Origin of the sequence: Emticicia sp. C21 (assembly GCF_003418935.1) — a bacterium.
In the GTDB taxonomy this organism is placed as follows: Bacteria; Bacteroidota; Bacteroidia; order Cytophagales; family Spirosomataceae; genus Emticicia.
In genome coordinates, this window is sequence record NZ_QVMT01000003.1 from 415,126 (window position 1) to 432,081 (window position 16,956).

A 16,956-nucleotide genomic window follows, 5' to 3' on the forward strand; every position below is an offset into this window, starting at 1 on the left:
ATTAGCCTCGATATTTACCAGCTTTTGTGCAAGTAAAAAGTGACCTTGAACTCTTAGAGGGGTGCTTACGGAGAGATTCCAAAGCACAAGCGGCTCTTTACCATCAGTATAAGGGGCGCTTTTTTGGTATTTGCCGTAGGTATGCACAAAGTAAAGAAGATGCCGAAGACATCTTTCAGGATGCTTTTGTGAAGATATTCCTGAATCTGAAAGAATTACGCAGCGCCGACCAGCTTAGTGCCTGGATTCGTCGCGTAGTGGTAAATGTATGTATTGACTACTACCATAAACGCGTCAATTTTGTGGATATAACAGAAATACCCGAAGCTATGCCGCCAGACTGGCAGAGCGAGTCGGTGATTTCGCAGATGAGTAATCAGGAATTGTTGAGTGCGGTGAACGAGCTGCCTGATGGGGCTCGTATGGTGTTTAACCTTTATGTGATTGATGGCTATAGCCATCAGGAAATAGCAGATATGATGAAGATTTCAGAGGGAACTTCGAAGTCTCAACTATTCTTTGCTAAGAAAGTACTTAAAAAAAAATTACAGACCATTGGAGCAGCCATTGATTAGCCGATAAAAAATGGAAAATTTTGATGAAAACTTAGAAAACGAGTATCGGAAGCGCTTCGAGAATTTTGACGAAACGCCGGACGATTTTCTCTGGGAAAATATTCAGGCACGCATAAAACCTGAGAAGGAACGACCGTTTGTAATCTGGTTAAACCATATGCGTGGCCCTGTAGGCATGGCAGCAGCTTTATTAGTAGGCTTGCTGATAGGAGTTTATTTTTTCGTAAAATCTGATAGTACCGATCAAACAAGTGATTTACCTGCCAAACCTGATACCAGCGCATCGCAACCCAAAAAGCCATACGTAACCCAAAAAGCTAATTCAACTGAACCGAATACTGAATCAGTTAATAAAAAAGGTAATTCTGTCAGGAACGAATCGCAACAGTTAGCATCAACAAAAAAGAACAATGGCAGGACTAAAGTTGTTGCTCCTGACGAAAATCTGAAGATTACGGAAGAACCAGCAACGAATAATGAAGCCATAGCCCAAGCCCCAATTGAAAAGAAACAAGTAGATAAAGGAGACAATAAACAAGCCATTGCTATTAATCCGATTAAACCGGAAACTAAAACTGAAAAACCTGTTATAGCAGAGAATAAACAAACGGAGGAAGAGAAAACAGTATTGGCACGCCTTGCGGAAGATAGAGCAAGAGAAGAAGCAAAAACATTAGCAGAAGAGAGAGCCAACGAAGCTAAACTGGCAGTGAATCAAACCCCTGAACAACCAGAATCTAATGCTGGGGTATTAGCCAATGAAGCGAATCAGACGACTATTTTCAAGGATACCTTGTTTCCAAATATTCATGCATTGAATGGTAAAGAAACACAGCAGATGGCTGTAACCGCCAAATCATTAGAAGCACCTGAAATACCTGCGTATGAAATGCCGATGATAGAAGAGGAGAGAGGTAGACTAAGATTTATTCCACCAACAGAAGTATTTGCTAATGTAACCTCTACTTTGAGTTACTATATGTTTTCGCCTAACAAGGGCGACCAGATAGTGGTGAATAACTTTAGCAGCAGTTCGCAACGTTTAGGTTTCGCCGCCCAATTAGGATTTGTGTATCCGCTTGCCAGAAAGATGGATTTACGCACGGGTTTGAGTTATTTCTCGAGCAAATCAAGAATCAGCTATGGGGTAACAGATAATTCACAAAAGAGCGTGACAGTTTTAAATGATAATTCGGTACAGATTAATCCGGGTAAATCTACCAAAGACGAAAACAGAAACTGGCAATATTTTGAAATACAAAGCGATGTACTGTATGAAACAAAGAAAATGCAGGCACTTTCATTAGGCATGAAATTCGGCGTGCAAACCTCTGCTGTGAACAAACCGCTACTTCAAGCCCGTATAGGATACAGAGTAAGCAAAGCTATTGCCGACCATTGGGCATTGTGGTTAGAACCAACTGTATCGGTCTCTTTATCTTCTCACCAAGCTGTAGGTGATTTATTTATGTACCGTACTACAGGTTTAGGACTGAATATGGGCGTTAGTTTGCTGAGGTAGAAGTTTATTGAGTGATTTAGCGAATGAGCGATTGAGTGATTAGAAAACCACTACCTGACCTAAGACCAAGGGATTTAAGATGATTTAATGATTAGTTAATGCTACCATGCCACCTGCATGGGATGCAGTGTCTTTTGTCTAGTGGTTAGGTTAATGCTCGAAAAGTGCTCAATAAATATGTGGCCCTTTGAATCGGCCGCTAAGCGGAGTGGAGGTCGCACGGCCGAAGCCTCGGGGCGCTTAATGAATTTGGCTATGCCGCGGCCTTCGGCCGTGCGACGTCCGCTTCGCTCAGCCACCGGGCTGGGGCGCTTGAGTTAATAGCAATTTATGACTAATAGCCAAATAGGTGAATGTTATTAAGCCCACTCCGCTGCCTTGTATAATATATTAAAGAAGACTCTAAATAACCATAAATTTCATCAATCCAAAATACCACAACAAATCAAACTCAATACTATGAAACAAATTATTTACTGCTGCGTACTAATGATTTTATTTACTAAAGCAAAAGCGCAGAATGTGACTATTATACCTGAAGGCATTACGCCTGTTATCACTCATCCACGCTTGAGTTATGACGCTATTCTGGCTTTGCCTTCACCACAGGAGGGAGATTTGGCCTACGATACTACCTTTAAATGTTTACGTATTTACGCTGATGGTAAATGGATATGCAGCTATCAGGATCCGTCTAATTATACCCCTAATTTGACACCAATTGCATCAATAAAAGGGTCAATGTTTGATTCTTCTCCGGCAATAACTATAGATGCCAGTGGTAATATTTATATAATAGGCATGTATTCGGGCACTGCTACAATCGGGAGTACTACCTTAACTTCTTCGGGGCATAGTGATATTTTTATAGCCAAGTATAACAAAAGTGGTGTTGCACAATGGGCAAAGTCTGCAGGAAGTACAACCTTTGAGTATGGGGCCGATATAACGGTAGATGCCATTGGCAATGTTTATATCATAGGTAGTTTTTCTGGTACGGCTATCTTTGGCTCAACCAATATTACTTCTGGTGGAAATAGTGATGTTTTTGTAGCCAAGTATAATACCAGTGGTGTTTTTCAATGGGTACAATCGGTGAGTGGGGCAGGCGATGCCAATGGGGCGAGCATAGCGGTTGACGGCAATAATAATATTTATCTGACGGGTAATTATGCGAATAATGCTCAATTCGGGACATTCTCACTAACCTCACAGAATTTTGGCTATGATGTTTTCGTAGCTAAATGTAATAGCAGTGGTGTTTTTCAGTGGGTGCAATCGGCAGGTGGCACAGGTAATGACTCCGGCTCAGGTATTGGTGTTGATGGTAACGGTAATATATATATTACCGGTGATTATGCAGGTACTGGTACATTCGGGAATACCCAGACAACTTTCAATGGAGCGGTTGATATTTTTTTAGCCAAGTATGATAATAGCGGTGCATTTCAGTGGGTAAAAACCGCTGGTGCTGCTGACTATGATATTGCGCACGATTTAGCAGTGGATAGCGATGGTAGTACTTATATAACAGGAAATTATTGGGGCACTATTACCTTTGGCACAAATGCCATTACCTCGCAGGGAACAAGAGACCTTTTTGTGGCCAAGCATGATGCCAGTGGGAATGCTATCTGGGCAAAGTCAGCAGGAGGAACACAACTGGAGGCTGGCAATGGGATTGCTGTTGATGCGAATGGGGTGTATGTCACAGGTCATTTTATGAGCCCAACCTCATTCGGTTCAAAAACTATTACACCCAATAGCCTAGACTATGACATTCTGGTGGTTAAATATAATAAATCTACAGGGAATTTTATATGGGTACAAACCGCAGGTGGCGCAGAAAAAGATGAGGGAACAGATATTGCTGTTGATTCTAACGGATATGTATATACCGTAGGGGGTTTTATGGGCACTGCTCAATTTGGTAAAACAACCAAAACCTCTCAGGGCAACAAAGATATTTTTGTTGTAAGATTTGATAAATAGGGCTCGAAATGCGGTATAAATAAGTCAAATCTCCCCAGTCTATTCCAGGGAGATTTGGCTTACTTATTTTATTTTTCCTCTTCTTCCTCCTCGCCACCTTCTTCACCATCACTCTCTTCTTCATATTCTTCTTCAGCCTCTTCCTCCTCGTTGTACTCTTCTTCGCTTTCTTCCTCCTCTTCGTCCTCGTTATACTCTTCTTCGCTTTCTTCCTCCTCATATTCTTCGTCTTCGCCCTCTTCCTCCTCATATTCTTCTTCGTCTTCGCTTTCTTCCCCCTCCTCATATTCTTCTTCGTCTTCGCTTTCTTCCTCCTCCTCATACTCTTCTTCGTCTTCGCTTTCTTCCTCTTCCTCATATTCTTCTTCATCTTCGCCCTCTTCCTCCTCATACTCTTCTTCGTCTTCGCTTTCTTCCTCCTCATATTCTTCTTCGTCTTCACTCTCTTCTTCATCTTCGCCCTCTTCTTCCTCATACTCCTCTAGCTCATCATAATCTTCCGGGAGTTCTTCGTCATATTCAACAACCTCAATTTCATCAAACACATCGAAATCTTCATAATCGTCTTCTGTATACACCACAAATTTATTAGGGTCATAGCCTTTACCTCCATCAACTACCGAGCGTTTATCTTCTTTCCAGGTATCTTCATAATCAGGGATAGGTGCTGTGCGGGCAATCATCCAGCTATCGCCCATATTCAGCTTAGAGTTTATTACGTAATCATATGGCATGTAGCAATAACCTTTGTCGCCCCACTGCTCACCCCATGAATTGCGTACAATAAACATTTTATCAACCTCCGAATATCCCACACAAAGCATGGCATGCAATCCATGAGCCTTGCGAGAAGCTTCGTCCGGAGAGGGCATCGGAACGATACCTTTGTTTTTATTACAATCATCAAATCCTTTAAAAAGCGCTATGCCGAAAATAATAGGGTAGCCTTCTGCCAGACACTGTTTCCAGGCATTCAAATCGGTTGGAATATATTTGGATTCCTGAACCTTAAAGTTGGCAGCCTCTTCGTAAGTCTTGCCATGCGGTTTGTCATTTACTTTTTGGGTCTCATAAGGCCAGGTTTCTTCTGTACAAGCGCCTAGTTTGTGCAAGCTATCAATCGCATACTGAATAAAGCTTCCTTTATCCTGAATATTACTACTGGCGCGTAAGCGCGCATTGTAATACACAAATAGTCGGCTTACTTCAAAGGCTCTTTTCTTTAAATGTTTTTTTGCCAGATACTCATACGCTCCGGCGGTGGCATTGGCTGTACAACTACTCAGATGTTTTTGATTTTCAACCTTTGTCATGAACGGACGCAGGTCAACTTTTTGAGGAAGGGCAGTTTTTTTTAGTTTAGGTGATGGCTTGTAGTTATCGGCATTCGGGCTTGCAGCCATATAAGAATACCCTTTCAGGACACTTTTGGTGCCATCTTTTTGCTTAAATTCCATACTCATAGGTGTTTAGGTGTAATATAAATCAACGCAATTAAAAAATTTCGGGAAGATATGGAGAATAATTTATGTGGGAAAGGATTTTTGATTGGGGTGGTGAATTTTAATGTGGTTATGTAGAGACATGCGATTCGTCGAGCGATGTGTTGCGTCTTGTGGTCTATACAATCTAATAAATGTTACTTGGGAATCGAAATTATTATTTGTGTTAAACTATATTGTCTATTATAATTTTTAGGTGTGGATAGACCCTTGATACACCATGGATTGGGCGGCGAACCGATCACCCCTCACACTAATAGTTTGATTCCACCAAAAATCTTTTCAAACGCTTTGAAAACACAAACCAGAATCGGAAATTTACTAGATACCAATCTACAACTAGCCGTCCGCATAACAACTATTAACATGGAGGAAGATAAAAATCTGCAAGCGAATACAGTTGGCAGTTGTATTACTGACTATCTACCTAAATATAATGAGGTAGAAACCACTCAAACTGAACCTGAAAAGGTTACCAATATGGTGGGAACCTTTTGGAACCCGGGGGCTGCGAAAGCACTAATTACTAAAACAGAACCTGAAAAGGTTACCAATATGGAAGGAACCTTTTTGAAAGGACACAACGATGGTTGTCTGAAAATTGTCGTTATGAAGAAAATTAAACGAGTTTTGTTTCTGAAAAGCCTTAAATAAGGATTACTTATATCAAGTCGTCTGTTAAGGATATGTCAAGTGAGAAGCTTTGAGATAAGTCAATTTCCTGAAAATAATGAAGAATTATTGCTATAAAATTATCAATTTTGTCATCGGAATTTTAATTCCCGAAAATCAACCTTTTCAACCAATATTTGCATTACTTTAACTTTTTATTCAACTATAAAAAACACCTGAAATGACTACTCGATTTCAAAAAATTGCCAGCATTTTTAGCTTTATTCTTATTATAGGTCATACCTTATCTGCCCAACTAGCCCCTATCAAACATATTGAAGGCCGCTGGGATATTACTATTACCGGTAAAGATGGTAAAACTTCACCGTCGTGGTTAGAAGTAAATCACTCAGGCGTAAAATACCTGAACGGACATTTTGTGGGTAGTGGTGGCAGTGCCAGACCGATTTCACGTATCAATTATGAAGGTGATAAAGTTTCTTTTTCTATCCCACCACAATGGGATGCTGCCACAAAGGATTTAGTGGTAGAGGGCGTTTTAAAAGACGATAAAATAACTGGAACGATGAATATGCCTAGTGGTGAAGTGGTGAATTGGGTGGGTGTACGCGCGCCTAAATTAAATAGCACCAGAACACCAGTCTGGGGAGCACCTATCAAATTGTTCAACGGTAAAAACCTTGACGGATGGGAAGCAACAGGAGCAACCAACCAATGGGTGGTAGAGAATGGGGTTTTAAAAAGTCCGAAATCTGGTTCAAATCTTCGTAGTATTCGTACGTTCAACGACTTCAAATTGCATGTAGAGTTCAGATACCCGAAAGAAAGTAATAGTGGTGTATATTTAAGAGGCAGATATGAAGTGCAAATTACTGATAGCGAAGGCAGAGACCCGCTGAAAGACCAATTAGGCGCTGTATACGGCTTTATTGCCCCTTTAGAAATGCCAGCCAAACCAGCCGGAGAATGGCAAAGTTTTGATATTACATTGGTAGGCAGAGTGGTAACCGTTGTGTTGAATGGCAAGACCATTATCTACAAAAACGAAATCCCGGGAATTACGGGTGGAGCATTAGACAGCAACGAAGGTGAACCAGGCCCTATCTTCTTCCAGGGCGACCACGGTGCTATTGAGTATAGAAATATCGTGATTACTCCTGCGAAGTAAGGAGGTTTTTTTATACTGAATGTCTGGTTTTGAAATGGGTTTGTATAAAGCTATTTCAGAACCAGACATTTATTATTGTTAAGGACAACCCACTAAAAAATCTGTAAAACAAGGCGGCCACAGAACGAAATCTGATCTTTTGCTCCATCAATTAATTGTGGCCAAAGCTCTGCGTCTACCTCAACCCAAACTGTATCTCCTGGTTCCAGCATAAAATCTCCGGTAATGGTGTGATGTACAGCAGGTCCAAATAAATCGGATCCATCCATCGTATCAAGATGAAATGTTGAATATTGTAGGTATGTGTTAAAAACTTCGCCATTACGTTTCCCCCTTATCAGTCTCACATGAGGTGCACGACCCGAGCCCGGAGATTGTCCTTTTCTGTAAGAAGCTACATGTGTACTAATATGATAAATACCTTTCACAGGGGCTGTAAATTTCCCAGAATTAACAGAGTACATTAGCCCGATATTATATGCAGGGAAAGTAAACAATAATTGAACTGTTTGATTCTTGTCTACAGTCATGTTAGCTTCGCCTTCCAGACCCTCTATTCTGAAAGCATAAGGCTTTTGCCATTTTAGTGTGCCATCGGCATCACTACTTACTAAGGTTGAACCTTTTGTCGGGAAATTGCCTCTGACTCTCACGTTACCATTCACATCGAGTGTAGCCGTCGGTGAGTCATTGCCAGTACCAATGCCTACTTTTCCATTGGGTAAGATAACATTATTACCGGAATTAATCCAATTGGTAGAAGTACCTGCACCACCAGAAGTAGGGTCTACCCATACAGAGCCATTGCAGAATAGTACTTTATTTTGAGTAGTGTTATAAATTAGTTTGCCTTTATCGGCCACTGCACATGCGGGGTTGTTTGCCACTCGTGGCAATTGCAAACTATTAGGGTCAAGACTGATAGATTGGGCAAAAGCGAATGAAATAGAACAAACAAAGGCAAATAGAAGTACTGTTGATTTCATATTATTTATGGATATAATTATTCTGTATTATTCATTAATCCAAAATTATAGTCAGATGAAAGCATGGAGAAATTTAAGTGTGTGAATAGCATGAAAGCCTGAAATGAATTGTTGATTTTGAAAAGTGAATGGTTTTTCGGAAGTCCAGAAGTATGAAGCCTTGTAATATCTTAAAACCTTCTTCAGCTATTATGAGTTCTTTTACTAAATACAACCTCTTTTTGAAATGAATAATACTGAGCAATTAAAACAAGACATGGATAAGTTTTTGCTTGATTTAGGCATTAACAATATTTTCGATAAAGAACTTTACGGCAGTCTGAAAGACACCATAGTGATTACCCTCAATAAGCAAACTGCCGATGAAGAATTTAAGACGATTGTGAGAGATGGATTAAGTCAGGCAAAAATACTGATTAGTGGTCATATCAGTTCTAAGAATGATTTCTGGATTGAGGATATTGAAAATGGCTATCTGGCTGGAAAGGTATTAGAAATTGATTCGATTCTGGAGCAGATTTGATATTTAAATTGTCTGAACATAAGCCATCGTTTCGTAGCTTGCAATGCGGAGGCTCGTGCTTAGTGACTTATTCTTTGTTATAATAATGTCCTAAGTCTGAGAATATAATAATTTTGGGTTTGCCATACCAGATTCTTTCTATTGAGGTTTCATAAGGCATACCAATAAAATTACTTAATGTAATTTTAGTTCCTCTTATAGAGTAGGAAATTTTATAAATTCCTTTTCCAGAATATTCAGATGAATACGTATTATTCTTATGCAGAACTAACCTGTCAGGTCTGTTAGGCGCAATAGGCGACTGAGCAAAGTTCGTGTTTTTGTAGGTTCCTGTAATCATACCAGGTGTAAAGAAATTATTGTACAAATGGCTCAAAACATAGAATATAACTATGACTATTATAATTTTCTTTATCATTGTTAAATAGAATTAGTTTTCAATAAATTCTTTCTGTTTTCCATAAACAATCCAATCAAGTACTCTGATCGATAGTGGTTGTCAAAAACCATTTTCCGTTTATCAACTCAAAAATATAATCTACATAAATGCCAGTGTCGTCTAACAGAATATTTAATATGTATTTCTCAGGATGTTCTTTAGTTACTTTCTTTATATAATTCTTCTTATTTAAACTACCAAATTCCCGTTCTTCTTTCTGCGTAATTATAGTTGTGAATTTGTCAGTATCATAATCATAATACTTGCTAATTAAAGGGTATTTAATTCTGGAAAGCTGAAAATCTTTTTCGGCACTAAATCTTTTTAGGAAAGTATTAAAATCCTCTGTCTTAACTTGATTGGCATCTTTATATATATGGTTCTTTTCTGTTTTACTGTGCCCACAGGCCACAAGGAAACAAATTAATGTCAATAAAATGACTTTACTATTCATCTGAATATCAATTGGGGGAAATAGGCAGTTTTTAAATATGGATTCCTGATGGAAGACATTTTGAGTTTCTAAGAATTTCTAAATTTGCATATAATTTAATGTAAATCTATGAATATACGTTTAAATCACGCCTAATTCTAAAATAGTTTTACACAAGCTCATTTCAGAACCAGACATTGTTTTTTTGTTTGTAACATTAAAAAGCCTCATTTAAAGATGGAGATAATTAATATTCCCACCAAACCGGACGACTTTTTAGGCTTACCGATTCACAGCCATGTCTCTCTTTTTTATGAAAAGAATGCGCCCCCTTATAACACCTATGAATCAAAGAAACACAGATTTATCATCTTCAAGATTGCAAATATTCAACTGACTTACACCCGTGATTTTTTGCAATATATAATGATAGATTTTGGATTTAGGGATAAATTTATTTTCAAGTTTAACTCGATTGAGATAAATGGTAATACTTCATATGACGACATCAAACATATAATAGTTGCCGGGAAAATGGAATACATTGAAAATTGGTTTTCAGAAGACCAATTGAATATAGCTATAAATAATTGGGTAGTATTCATTTTTCACAATGGGAAAGCGGGTATTTTATTAGACAAAATAAATTTTCCATTTAGTAGGGATATTCACCAGAGTCTCCTGCGCAACGATCAACCGAAGAAAGTTAAAGGCGGTAGTTTTGAATGAAAAGTGAATTATCTACTAATACAAATTATAAACCGGACATTTGGATATATATAAATATTTCCAGCAGTGTTCAGTTATTCTTTATATTTTGATAGTTAGGTCTGACCTGAATATGTAGTCGTAAGAAGATAAGTATATTCTTACAGAATCGAACGTTTATAATAACAAAAGAAAGAAGATAAGCTAACCGGCAGAAAAAAGCATAAACCATTAATTCTTCAATCTATGAAACCAAAGAAAATCTGGGCCAATTTTGGTGTCAGTGATTTAGAACGAACTGCTCAATTCTATACACAACTGGGGTTTAAATCAAACGGGTCATCTGATCAACTGACGAGCTTTTTCTTTGGCGATGATAATTTCATTATCCATTTCTTTCAGAAAGATATACTTGAAGCTAATACAAAGATTCAACTTATTGATACAAAAGCAGGCAATGAAATCATCTTCACTCTTTGGGCTGATACTAAGGAAGAGGTTGATATGTGGTCAGAAGAAATAAAGCAAGCAGGTGGAACGCTGGTGTCAGAGCCAGAAGAATTTGGAGAGGGGTATTACGGCTTTGTATTTGCCGACCCTGACGGGCATAAATTTAATGTGTTTCAAATGTAGAGGATGAGTAATTGTGTAAATCTATTTTAGTGATATATAGGCAAATAGGGAGTGATATATTAAAAATCACTCCCCATTATGTAAAAAGTATTGAGATGTCTGATATTGCAAGAAGGCAATAAGATTTTTCAATTCAACAACTCATCCAACTGGTTAAAAATGTCAATGAGACCTTTTTCCATGCCGCTATTAATCATAGCATCACGGTCTGCTACCGAAAAACACACATCGTGTATTGTCAGTTTTGTGCCTCCATTTTCCATCTCTTCAAATAGCATTGCCTCCATGACAGCATGGCCCCTTTCAGGCAGCTCCATAAATTCAGATGTCTGAATGACCCGCTCCGGTGCGGTCAATTCATGGATAGTACCGGCAAAAGTACACAGGATCTGGCCATCAGCATTTTTATTGTTCCAGCTATAACTTCCGCCAGTTCTATAGTCATGATGATTGAAATGCATAGTATTGCCGAAAGGAGCATAAAACTTAACCAGCATTTCAGGGTCGGTAAATGCTTTGAAAACTTTTTCTCTTGGAGCCTTAAATTCCCTGATAATAAATAACTCTTGTTTGCCGGGCTCGGCAATGACCTTTGTGTTGTTGTGAGTAATCATTTGCGGTTGATTTTAATTGTTTAAAATGTCTTCTAATCGGTTAAACCTGTCGTTCCACATTTTGGCAAACGGTGCTAACCATTCTGCTAATTCTTTCATTTTGTTAAGATTTAAATGGTAGTAAATCTCTCTTCCATTTTGCTGTTGAGTGAGCAACTCACATTCAGTAAGTATCTGAATGTGTTTGGAAATGGTCTGTCTGGCCGAATCAAAGCTTTCGGTTATGGCACCGGGTGTCATGGCTTGCAAGGCAACCAGGGTAAGTATCGCACGACGCGTTGGGTCAGCGATGGCCTGAAAAATATCTCTACGTGTTTTCATTATGCAGTTATTTGACTGCAAATATATATGCAGTTATTTGGCTGCGCAAGTTTTTTGGAGATTTTTTTTGATGGCACACAAATTCTAATGGTGATTAAACTCAAAATCAAGAAATTATATCATGTCTTAAATCTTTCTCAAAAATAATTTGCGAAACCAGATAGTTGCATATATATTTGCAACCAGATAATTGCACAATGGAAACCAGACGAGATATTTTTCAAGCGATAGTTGACCCGACGAGACGGGCGATTATCACACTCATTGCTCTACAAGCAATGACACCTAATGCCATAGCCGAACATTTTGACACCACCCGGCAGGCTGTTTCGAAACATTTACGCATTCTGACAGAATGTGAATTGGTGACACAAAAACAACAAGGCAGAGAAATCTTTTACCAACTGGAAATAGACAAAATGAAAGAGATTGACCAATGGCTGGCCCAATTCCGGGAGATTTGGGAGGCAAGATTTAATCAATTGGATGAAGTATTAGCAACACTTAAAAACTTGAAAAAATGAACCAGGCACTATTATTCGACTTTGTTGTAGATAAAGAGAACAGAACGATTACCATTAAACGTGAGTTCGATGCAGACCTTGCATTGGTTTGGGAGGCATGGACAATTCCCGAAATTCTGGATAAATGGTATGCTCCGAAACCGTTCAGAGCTGAAACCCAAACGATGGATTTCAGAGAGGGCGGTTTCTGGCACTATGCTATGATTGATGCACAGGGTGAAGCAAAAGGTTATAGCCGTTATGATTATCAGAAGATAGAGCCTCAGAAAACCATTGTAGAGTTGAGAGGATTTGCTGATGCAAACGGAACTGTAAACCCGAACTTTGCGCGTACTACGGCCACCAATGATTTCAGCGAAGCTGATGGTAAAACATTGGTAAAGATTCATGCCCAGTATGGAAGCTTAGAAACGCTTGAATTTATAGTGAAAAATGGATTTATTGAAGGTATGTCGGCTTGTTTTGGTAATCTGGATGAGTTGTTGGCTACCTTGAAATAACGAAACGACTATTCATTCATTTCACCTGAACAACCTCTAATACAGTATTTGGTATGAACGTAGAAGAACAAATCGAAGCATATATTGCCAGCCAACCTGAACCAAAATTTAGTGAGATTCAAGTCTTGCATGAGCTCATACTACAGGTGTTACCGACAGGTAAATTATGGTTTACAGATGGTAAAGACAGTGAAGGTAAGGTTATCACTAACCCTACTATTGGCTATGGTTCTTATATCATACACTATGCGAATGGCACAACACGAGAGTTTTTTCAGATTGGTTTGCTCGCCAACAAAACCGGAATCTCTGTGCATATTCTTGGTATAGCAGATAAGACTTACTTACCGAGAACTTATGGAGCAAAACTAGGCAAGGCCAGCGTGACGGGGTATTGCATCAGGTTTAAAAGTGTAAAAGATATAAATATTGATGTGCTTGAGGAGGCAATAAGGTATAGTAAGGTATAGGGTAGAAGAGCTGAATAACTAATAGGTGGTTATATAATCTCATTTGGTCTGGCCTCATTGCACTTTTGCTTACAAATTTTTGAAAATAGGGCTTAAGTATGGTCGAAATATTCAAAACAAATGTAGAAGAGACTTCAGAATCACTTCTTCTTTTACAGAAACTTTCAATACATTTCCCCGAACACAAAATAAATTTTGACCTGAGTGATTGGGAAAAAATATTAAGAGTGCAGGGGAAAAATATTTGTGTGGAGAAAATTGTTCAATTGCTTAATAAGGAGAATTATTTGTGTGAGGTTTTGGAGTGAATTATTTCAAAACTTTAACCATTCGGATTGGTATTGAGAAGAGGCTGTCCCCTCAGAGTCTCCTGTGTGCGCAAGCCAAAAGCTAAGCAAAGGGACTCTGAGGTCAAAGGTCTGTGAAATTAGCAATCATAATCATACATCAAGATAATGCGTCAAAATCACTTGCTTATCCGGCTCATTTAAATCATAAAATCTTGCTGAAGAATATGGGTAGACTAAGTAATCACTAGCTAAATTCCACTTCTTGCTTAGAGGATTCTTATGGATATAATCTAATTTTTGTCTGATAAAACTTTCATTAAAACATTCTTTGGCATCATAAGATTCTTTAAATACCTGATGTAATTTTCCTTTCTTTGCCTCTTTCGCCCTTACACTATTCTCTAATCTTACTAATAAATCTACCTTGTCGGCGTGTTCTAATCTCTTGACGATCTCATAAGCCATGAACCTTTTAGCATTACTGATAATCTTATATAATTCAGGAGCATCTTTGGGTAAATAAATCAGGCAATGCAAATGATTGGGCATAAAAACGTAAGCCAATACCTTTATTTGTTGCTTATTCAAAATACTAAACCATTGATACAGGTTATCATATAGTTGGGTTATTTCAAAAAGAGGAATCCATTGATGACAGGTGAAAGTAACAAAGTAAATCGCATCTCGTTGATTCTGACGGACTTTAACAGCCATTTTGAATGTGTATTTAGTTAATGTTTCCTCAGAGTCTCCTCATTACTTAAACCCTTGCCCTCAGAGTCCCCTACGTGCCTTCGGAGACTCTGAGAGGACTCAGTACAAACTAATAAAAAATCAAATCTAGTTATAACTGGACATAAAAATCTTTTTTGTCTCCTCAGAGTGTCCTGTGTGCGTTAGCCAGAGTAAAGCAAAGGGACTCTGAGACCTAAGGCATCTCCTCATTGCTTGAACCCTTGCCCTCAGAGTCCCCTGCGTTCCTATGGGAGACTCTGAGGGGACTTAATACAAAGTAATAGAAAATCAAATCTATTTATAATCGGACATAAAAATCTTTTTTTGTCTCCTCAGAGTCCCCTGCGTTCCTACGGGAGACTCTGAGGGGACTTAATACAAAGTAATAGAAAATCAAATCTATTTATAATCGGACATAAAAATCTTTTTTTGTCTCCTCAGAGTCTCCTGTGTGCGCTAGCCAGAGTAAAGCAAAGGGACTCTGAGGACTAGGGACTATCCACATTGCTTTAACCTCTGCCCTCAGAGTCCCCTACGTGCCTTCGGGAGACTCTGAGGGGACTCAAGAGTCTCCTGTGTGCGCTAGCCTAAGAAGAGCAAAGGGACTCTGAGGACTAAGGCATCTCTTCATTGCTTAAACCCTTGCCCTCAGAATACCCTGCGTTCCTACGGGAGACTTTGAGGGGACTTAATACAAAGTAATAGAAAATCAAATCTATTTATAATCGGACATAAAAATCTTTTTGTGTCTCCTCAGAGTCCCCTACGTTCCTACAGGAGACTCTGAGGGGACTTAATACAAAGTAATAGAAAATCAAATCTATTTATAATCGGACATAAAAATCTTTTTTTGTCTCCTCAGAGTCTCCTGTGTGCGCTAGCCAGAGTAAAGCAAAGGGACTCTGAGGATTAAGGACTATCCACATTGCTTTAACCTCTGCCCTCAGAGTCCCCTACGTGCCTTCGGGAGACTCTGAGGGGACTCAAGAGTCTCCTGTGTGCGCTAGCCTAAGAAGAGCAAAGGGACTCTGAGGACTAAGGCATCTCTTCATTGCTTAAACCCTTGCCCTCAGAATACCCTGCGTTCCTACGGGAGACTTTGAGGGGACTTAATACAAAGTAATAGAAAATCAAATCTATTTATAATCGGACATAAAAATCTTTTTGTCTCCTCAGAGTCTCCTGTGTGCGCTAGCCAGAGTAAAGCAAAGGGACTCTGAGGATTAAGGACTATCCACATTGCTTTAACCTCTGCCCTCAGAGTCCCCTACGTGCCTTCGGGAGACTCTGAGGGGACATTAAGGTCTATCCCCGTTGCTTAGGCCCTTGCCCTCAGAGTCCCCTTGCTTAACTCTTACCTTTGCACACGGGAGACTCTGAGGGGACTCAATAGATTTCTCTGGTTACCTCAGAGTCTCCTGCGTGCGTGAGCCGGAGTAAAGGCAAAGAGACTCTGAGGACTAAGGTCTATCCGCATCGCTAAGACCCTTGCCCTCAGAGTCCCCTTGCTTAACTCTTACCTTTGCACACGGGAGACTCTGAGGGGACTCAACTTCTTTATCCCTATTTTGGCTAAAGCCGAATAGGATAGTATCCATTTATTGTACCTCCAGCTAAAGCAGGAGGCAATTGAAAAATAAATGCATATACAGGAAACAATTTATTCAATAGCCCCGAGCGACGTCCGCCTATTTTTAAATGGGGTAACAAGAAAGTAATATCTTAATTGGCTTTAGCCAAAGTTTTTAAGTATTTTATCTATTCCCCTGTCCAAAAATAATAGAGATAATAACTCTCCTCGTCAACAAACAATACTTTCTCCTCATCCCAATCGGGATTCATTATCACATATTGTAGGTCGACATTTTTATTAAATATTCTAGAAAGAAATTTATCATAGCTTTGTTTTTTTGCCAGGCTTGCAATCTGACAAATACCTACTCGGTCTGGGTAATTATGCCATGTAGAACAAGACCAGAGTTCATCAATAATCAATGTTTCATAAAAATAATCTTGCCCTTCCCAGCCATACAATATTTGCGTTGATAGCCAAAACTCTACTAAGCTGTTATACTCCGTTTTCTCCCCTTTAAGGATTATTGTTTGCCCTACAGTATATTTTGTTTTTAATAACTCTTTTGGTCTCTTAGTTTTAAAACTTTGTTCTAATTCTATGAGCGGAAAATCAATAATACTTGATGGTGAAATCTCTTTAAGTTCAAGTTCTGTTTTAGTCATTATGCCTGTTTGTTAATAGCTTGACTTATCTATAATCCTAAAATAACCTTCTATAAATCTAATTTAAGATGAGTCAGTCTGATAGTTTTATATGAATATAATCAAAGTTTTAGATTCTTTTAATTCTGAAGCACCTAGTATTGGTGTTTA

Annotated in this window: 19 protein-coding genes; 11 read left to right on the forward strand and 8 right to left on the reverse strand. The window is 38.8% G+C overall.

The genetic code is table 11. The features are described 5' to 3' along the window. The first annotated feature begins 26 nt into the window (after positions 1–26). The 3 genes from D0T08_RS09440 (at position 27) to D0T08_RS09450 (ending at position 4,089) form a co-directional block, all read left to right on the forward strand. On the forward strand, positions 27–575 hold the full coding sequence (locus D0T08_RS09440) for an RNA polymerase sigma factor (protein ID WP_116982370.1): 549 nt from the start codon (positions 27–29) through the stop codon (positions 573–575). Between the two features lie 10 nt (positions 576–585). Then, a complete protein-coding gene (locus D0T08_RS09445) occupies positions 586–2,097 on the forward strand; it encodes an outer membrane beta-barrel protein (protein ID WP_116982371.1) in 1,512 nt (503 codons plus the stop codon). Between the two features lie 459 nt (positions 2,098–2,556). Next, entirely contained in the window at positions 2,557–4,089 is a 1,533-nt protein-coding gene (locus D0T08_RS09450) for an SBBP repeat-containing protein (protein ID WP_116982372.1), read from the forward strand. A 68-nt stretch (positions 4,090–4,157) separates the two neighbouring features. Here D0T08_RS09450 and D0T08_RS09455 read toward each other — a convergent pair whose 3' ends face one another. Beyond that, positions 4,158–5,546 carry a C1 family peptidase gene (locus tag D0T08_RS09455; protein ID WP_158561229.1) on the reverse strand — a complete coding sequence of 463 codons (1,389 nt, stop codon included), beginning with the start codon at positions 5,544–5,546 and terminating at the stop codon, positions 4,158–4,160. A 336-nt stretch (positions 5,547–5,882) separates the two neighbouring features. Between D0T08_RS09455 and D0T08_RS09460 the strand changes: the two genes are divergently transcribed. Both D0T08_RS09460 and D0T08_RS09465 read left to right on the forward strand, forming a co-directional pair. Beyond that, entirely contained in the window at positions 5,883–6,245 is a 363-nt protein-coding gene (locus D0T08_RS09460) for a hypothetical protein (RefSeq protein WP_147322739.1), read from the forward strand. Positions 6,246–6,444: 199 nt separating this feature from the next. Then, entirely contained in the window at positions 6,445–7,392 is a 948-nt protein-coding gene (locus tag D0T08_RS09465) for a DUF1080 domain-containing protein (RefSeq protein ID WP_116982375.1), read from the forward strand. A gap of 92 nt (positions 7,393–7,484) precedes the next feature. Here D0T08_RS09465 and D0T08_RS09470 read toward each other — a convergent pair whose 3' ends face one another. Further along, complete coding sequence (locus D0T08_RS09470; protein ID WP_116982376.1) at positions 7,485–8,378, reverse strand: C1q-like domain-containing protein; 894 nt, start codon at positions 8,376–8,378, stop codon at positions 7,485–7,487. Between the two features lie 226 nt (positions 8,379–8,604). Here D0T08_RS09470 and D0T08_RS09475 point away from each other — a divergent pair, with 226 nt between their 5' ends. Further along, a complete protein-coding gene (locus tag D0T08_RS09475) occupies positions 8,605–8,901 on the forward strand; it encodes a hypothetical protein (protein ID WP_116982377.1) in 297 nt (98 codons plus the stop codon). A 67-nt stretch (positions 8,902–8,968) separates the two neighbouring features. Here the strand turns inward: D0T08_RS09475 and D0T08_RS09480 are convergent, their stop codons facing one another. Together D0T08_RS09480 and D0T08_RS09485 are read right to left on the reverse strand one after the other, a co-directional pair. Further along, positions 8,969–9,319, reverse strand: coding sequence for a hypothetical protein (locus D0T08_RS09480; protein WP_147322740.1), 351 nt, complete (start codon positions 9,317–9,319; stop codon positions 8,969–8,971). A 55-nt stretch (positions 9,320–9,374) separates the two neighbouring features. After that, positions 9,375–9,794, reverse strand: coding sequence for a hypothetical protein (locus D0T08_RS09485; protein ID WP_116982379.1), 420 nt, complete (start codon positions 9,792–9,794; stop codon positions 9,375–9,377). A 216-nt stretch (positions 9,795–10,010) separates the two neighbouring features. On the opposite strand from D0T08_RS09485, the gene D0T08_RS09490 reads away from it, so the two are divergent. Together D0T08_RS09490 and D0T08_RS09495 are read left to right on the forward strand one after the other, a co-directional pair. Further along, on the forward strand, positions 10,011–10,502 hold the full coding sequence (locus tag D0T08_RS09490) for a hypothetical protein (RefSeq protein ID WP_116982380.1): 492 nt from the start codon (positions 10,011–10,013) through the stop codon (positions 10,500–10,502). 225 nt (positions 10,503–10,727) lie between these two features. After that, the gene (locus tag D0T08_RS09495) at positions 10,728–11,114 is read left to right on the forward strand and encodes a VOC family protein (protein ID WP_116982381.1); all 387 of its coding nucleotides are present in this window, start codon (positions 10,728–10,730) and stop codon (positions 11,112–11,114) included. Positions 11,115–11,242: 128 nt separating this feature from the next. Here D0T08_RS09495 and D0T08_RS09500 read toward each other — a convergent pair whose 3' ends face one another. Both D0T08_RS09500 and D0T08_RS09505 read right to left on the reverse strand, forming a co-directional pair. Beyond that, a complete protein-coding gene (locus D0T08_RS09500; protein WP_116982382.1) occupies positions 11,243–11,728 on the reverse strand; it encodes an SRPBCC domain-containing protein in 486 nt (161 codons plus the stop codon). A 12-nt stretch (positions 11,729–11,740) separates the two neighbouring features. Then, complete coding sequence (locus D0T08_RS09505) at positions 11,741–12,049, reverse strand: helix-turn-helix transcriptional regulator (RefSeq protein ID WP_116982383.1); 309 nt, start codon at positions 12,047–12,049, stop codon at positions 11,741–11,743. A gap of 197 nt (positions 12,050–12,246) precedes the next feature. On the opposite strand from D0T08_RS09505, the gene D0T08_RS09510 reads away from it, so the two are divergent. From D0T08_RS09510 to D0T08_RS09520, 3 genes are read left to right on the forward strand one after another with little or no spacing between them, the layout of a single operon-like run. Beyond that, positions 12,247–12,573, forward strand: coding sequence for a helix-turn-helix transcriptional regulator (locus D0T08_RS09510; protein WP_116982384.1), 327 nt, complete (start codon positions 12,247–12,249; stop codon positions 12,571–12,573). Beyond that, positions 12,570–13,073, forward strand: a complete 504-nt coding sequence (locus D0T08_RS09515; RefSeq protein ID WP_116982385.1) for an SRPBCC domain-containing protein — start codon at positions 12,570–12,572, stop codon at positions 13,071–13,073. Before D0T08_RS09510 ends, D0T08_RS09515 begins: the two co-directional genes overlap by 4 nt. Positions 13,074–13,126: 53 nt before the next feature. Beyond that, positions 13,127–13,543: a DUF1801 domain-containing protein gene (locus tag D0T08_RS09520; RefSeq protein WP_116982386.1), complete on the forward strand. Its 417-nt coding sequence runs from the start codon at positions 13,127–13,129 to the stop codon at positions 13,541–13,543. Positions 13,544–13,983: 440 nt separating this feature from the next. Here the strand turns inward: D0T08_RS09520 and D0T08_RS09530 are convergent, their stop codons facing one another. Together D0T08_RS09530 and D0T08_RS09535 are read right to left on the reverse strand one after the other, a co-directional pair. Continuing rightward, positions 13,984–14,547, reverse strand: coding sequence for a transposase (locus D0T08_RS09530; RefSeq protein WP_116982388.1), 564 nt, complete (start codon positions 14,545–14,547; stop codon positions 13,984–13,986). Positions 14,548–16,326: 1,779 nt separating this feature from the next. Next, positions 16,327–16,806 carry a hypothetical protein gene (locus D0T08_RS09535; RefSeq protein WP_116982389.1) on the reverse strand — a complete coding sequence of 160 codons (480 nt, stop codon included), beginning with the start codon at positions 16,804–16,806 and terminating at the stop codon, positions 16,327–16,329. Positions 16,807–16,956 lie beyond the last annotated feature (150 nt).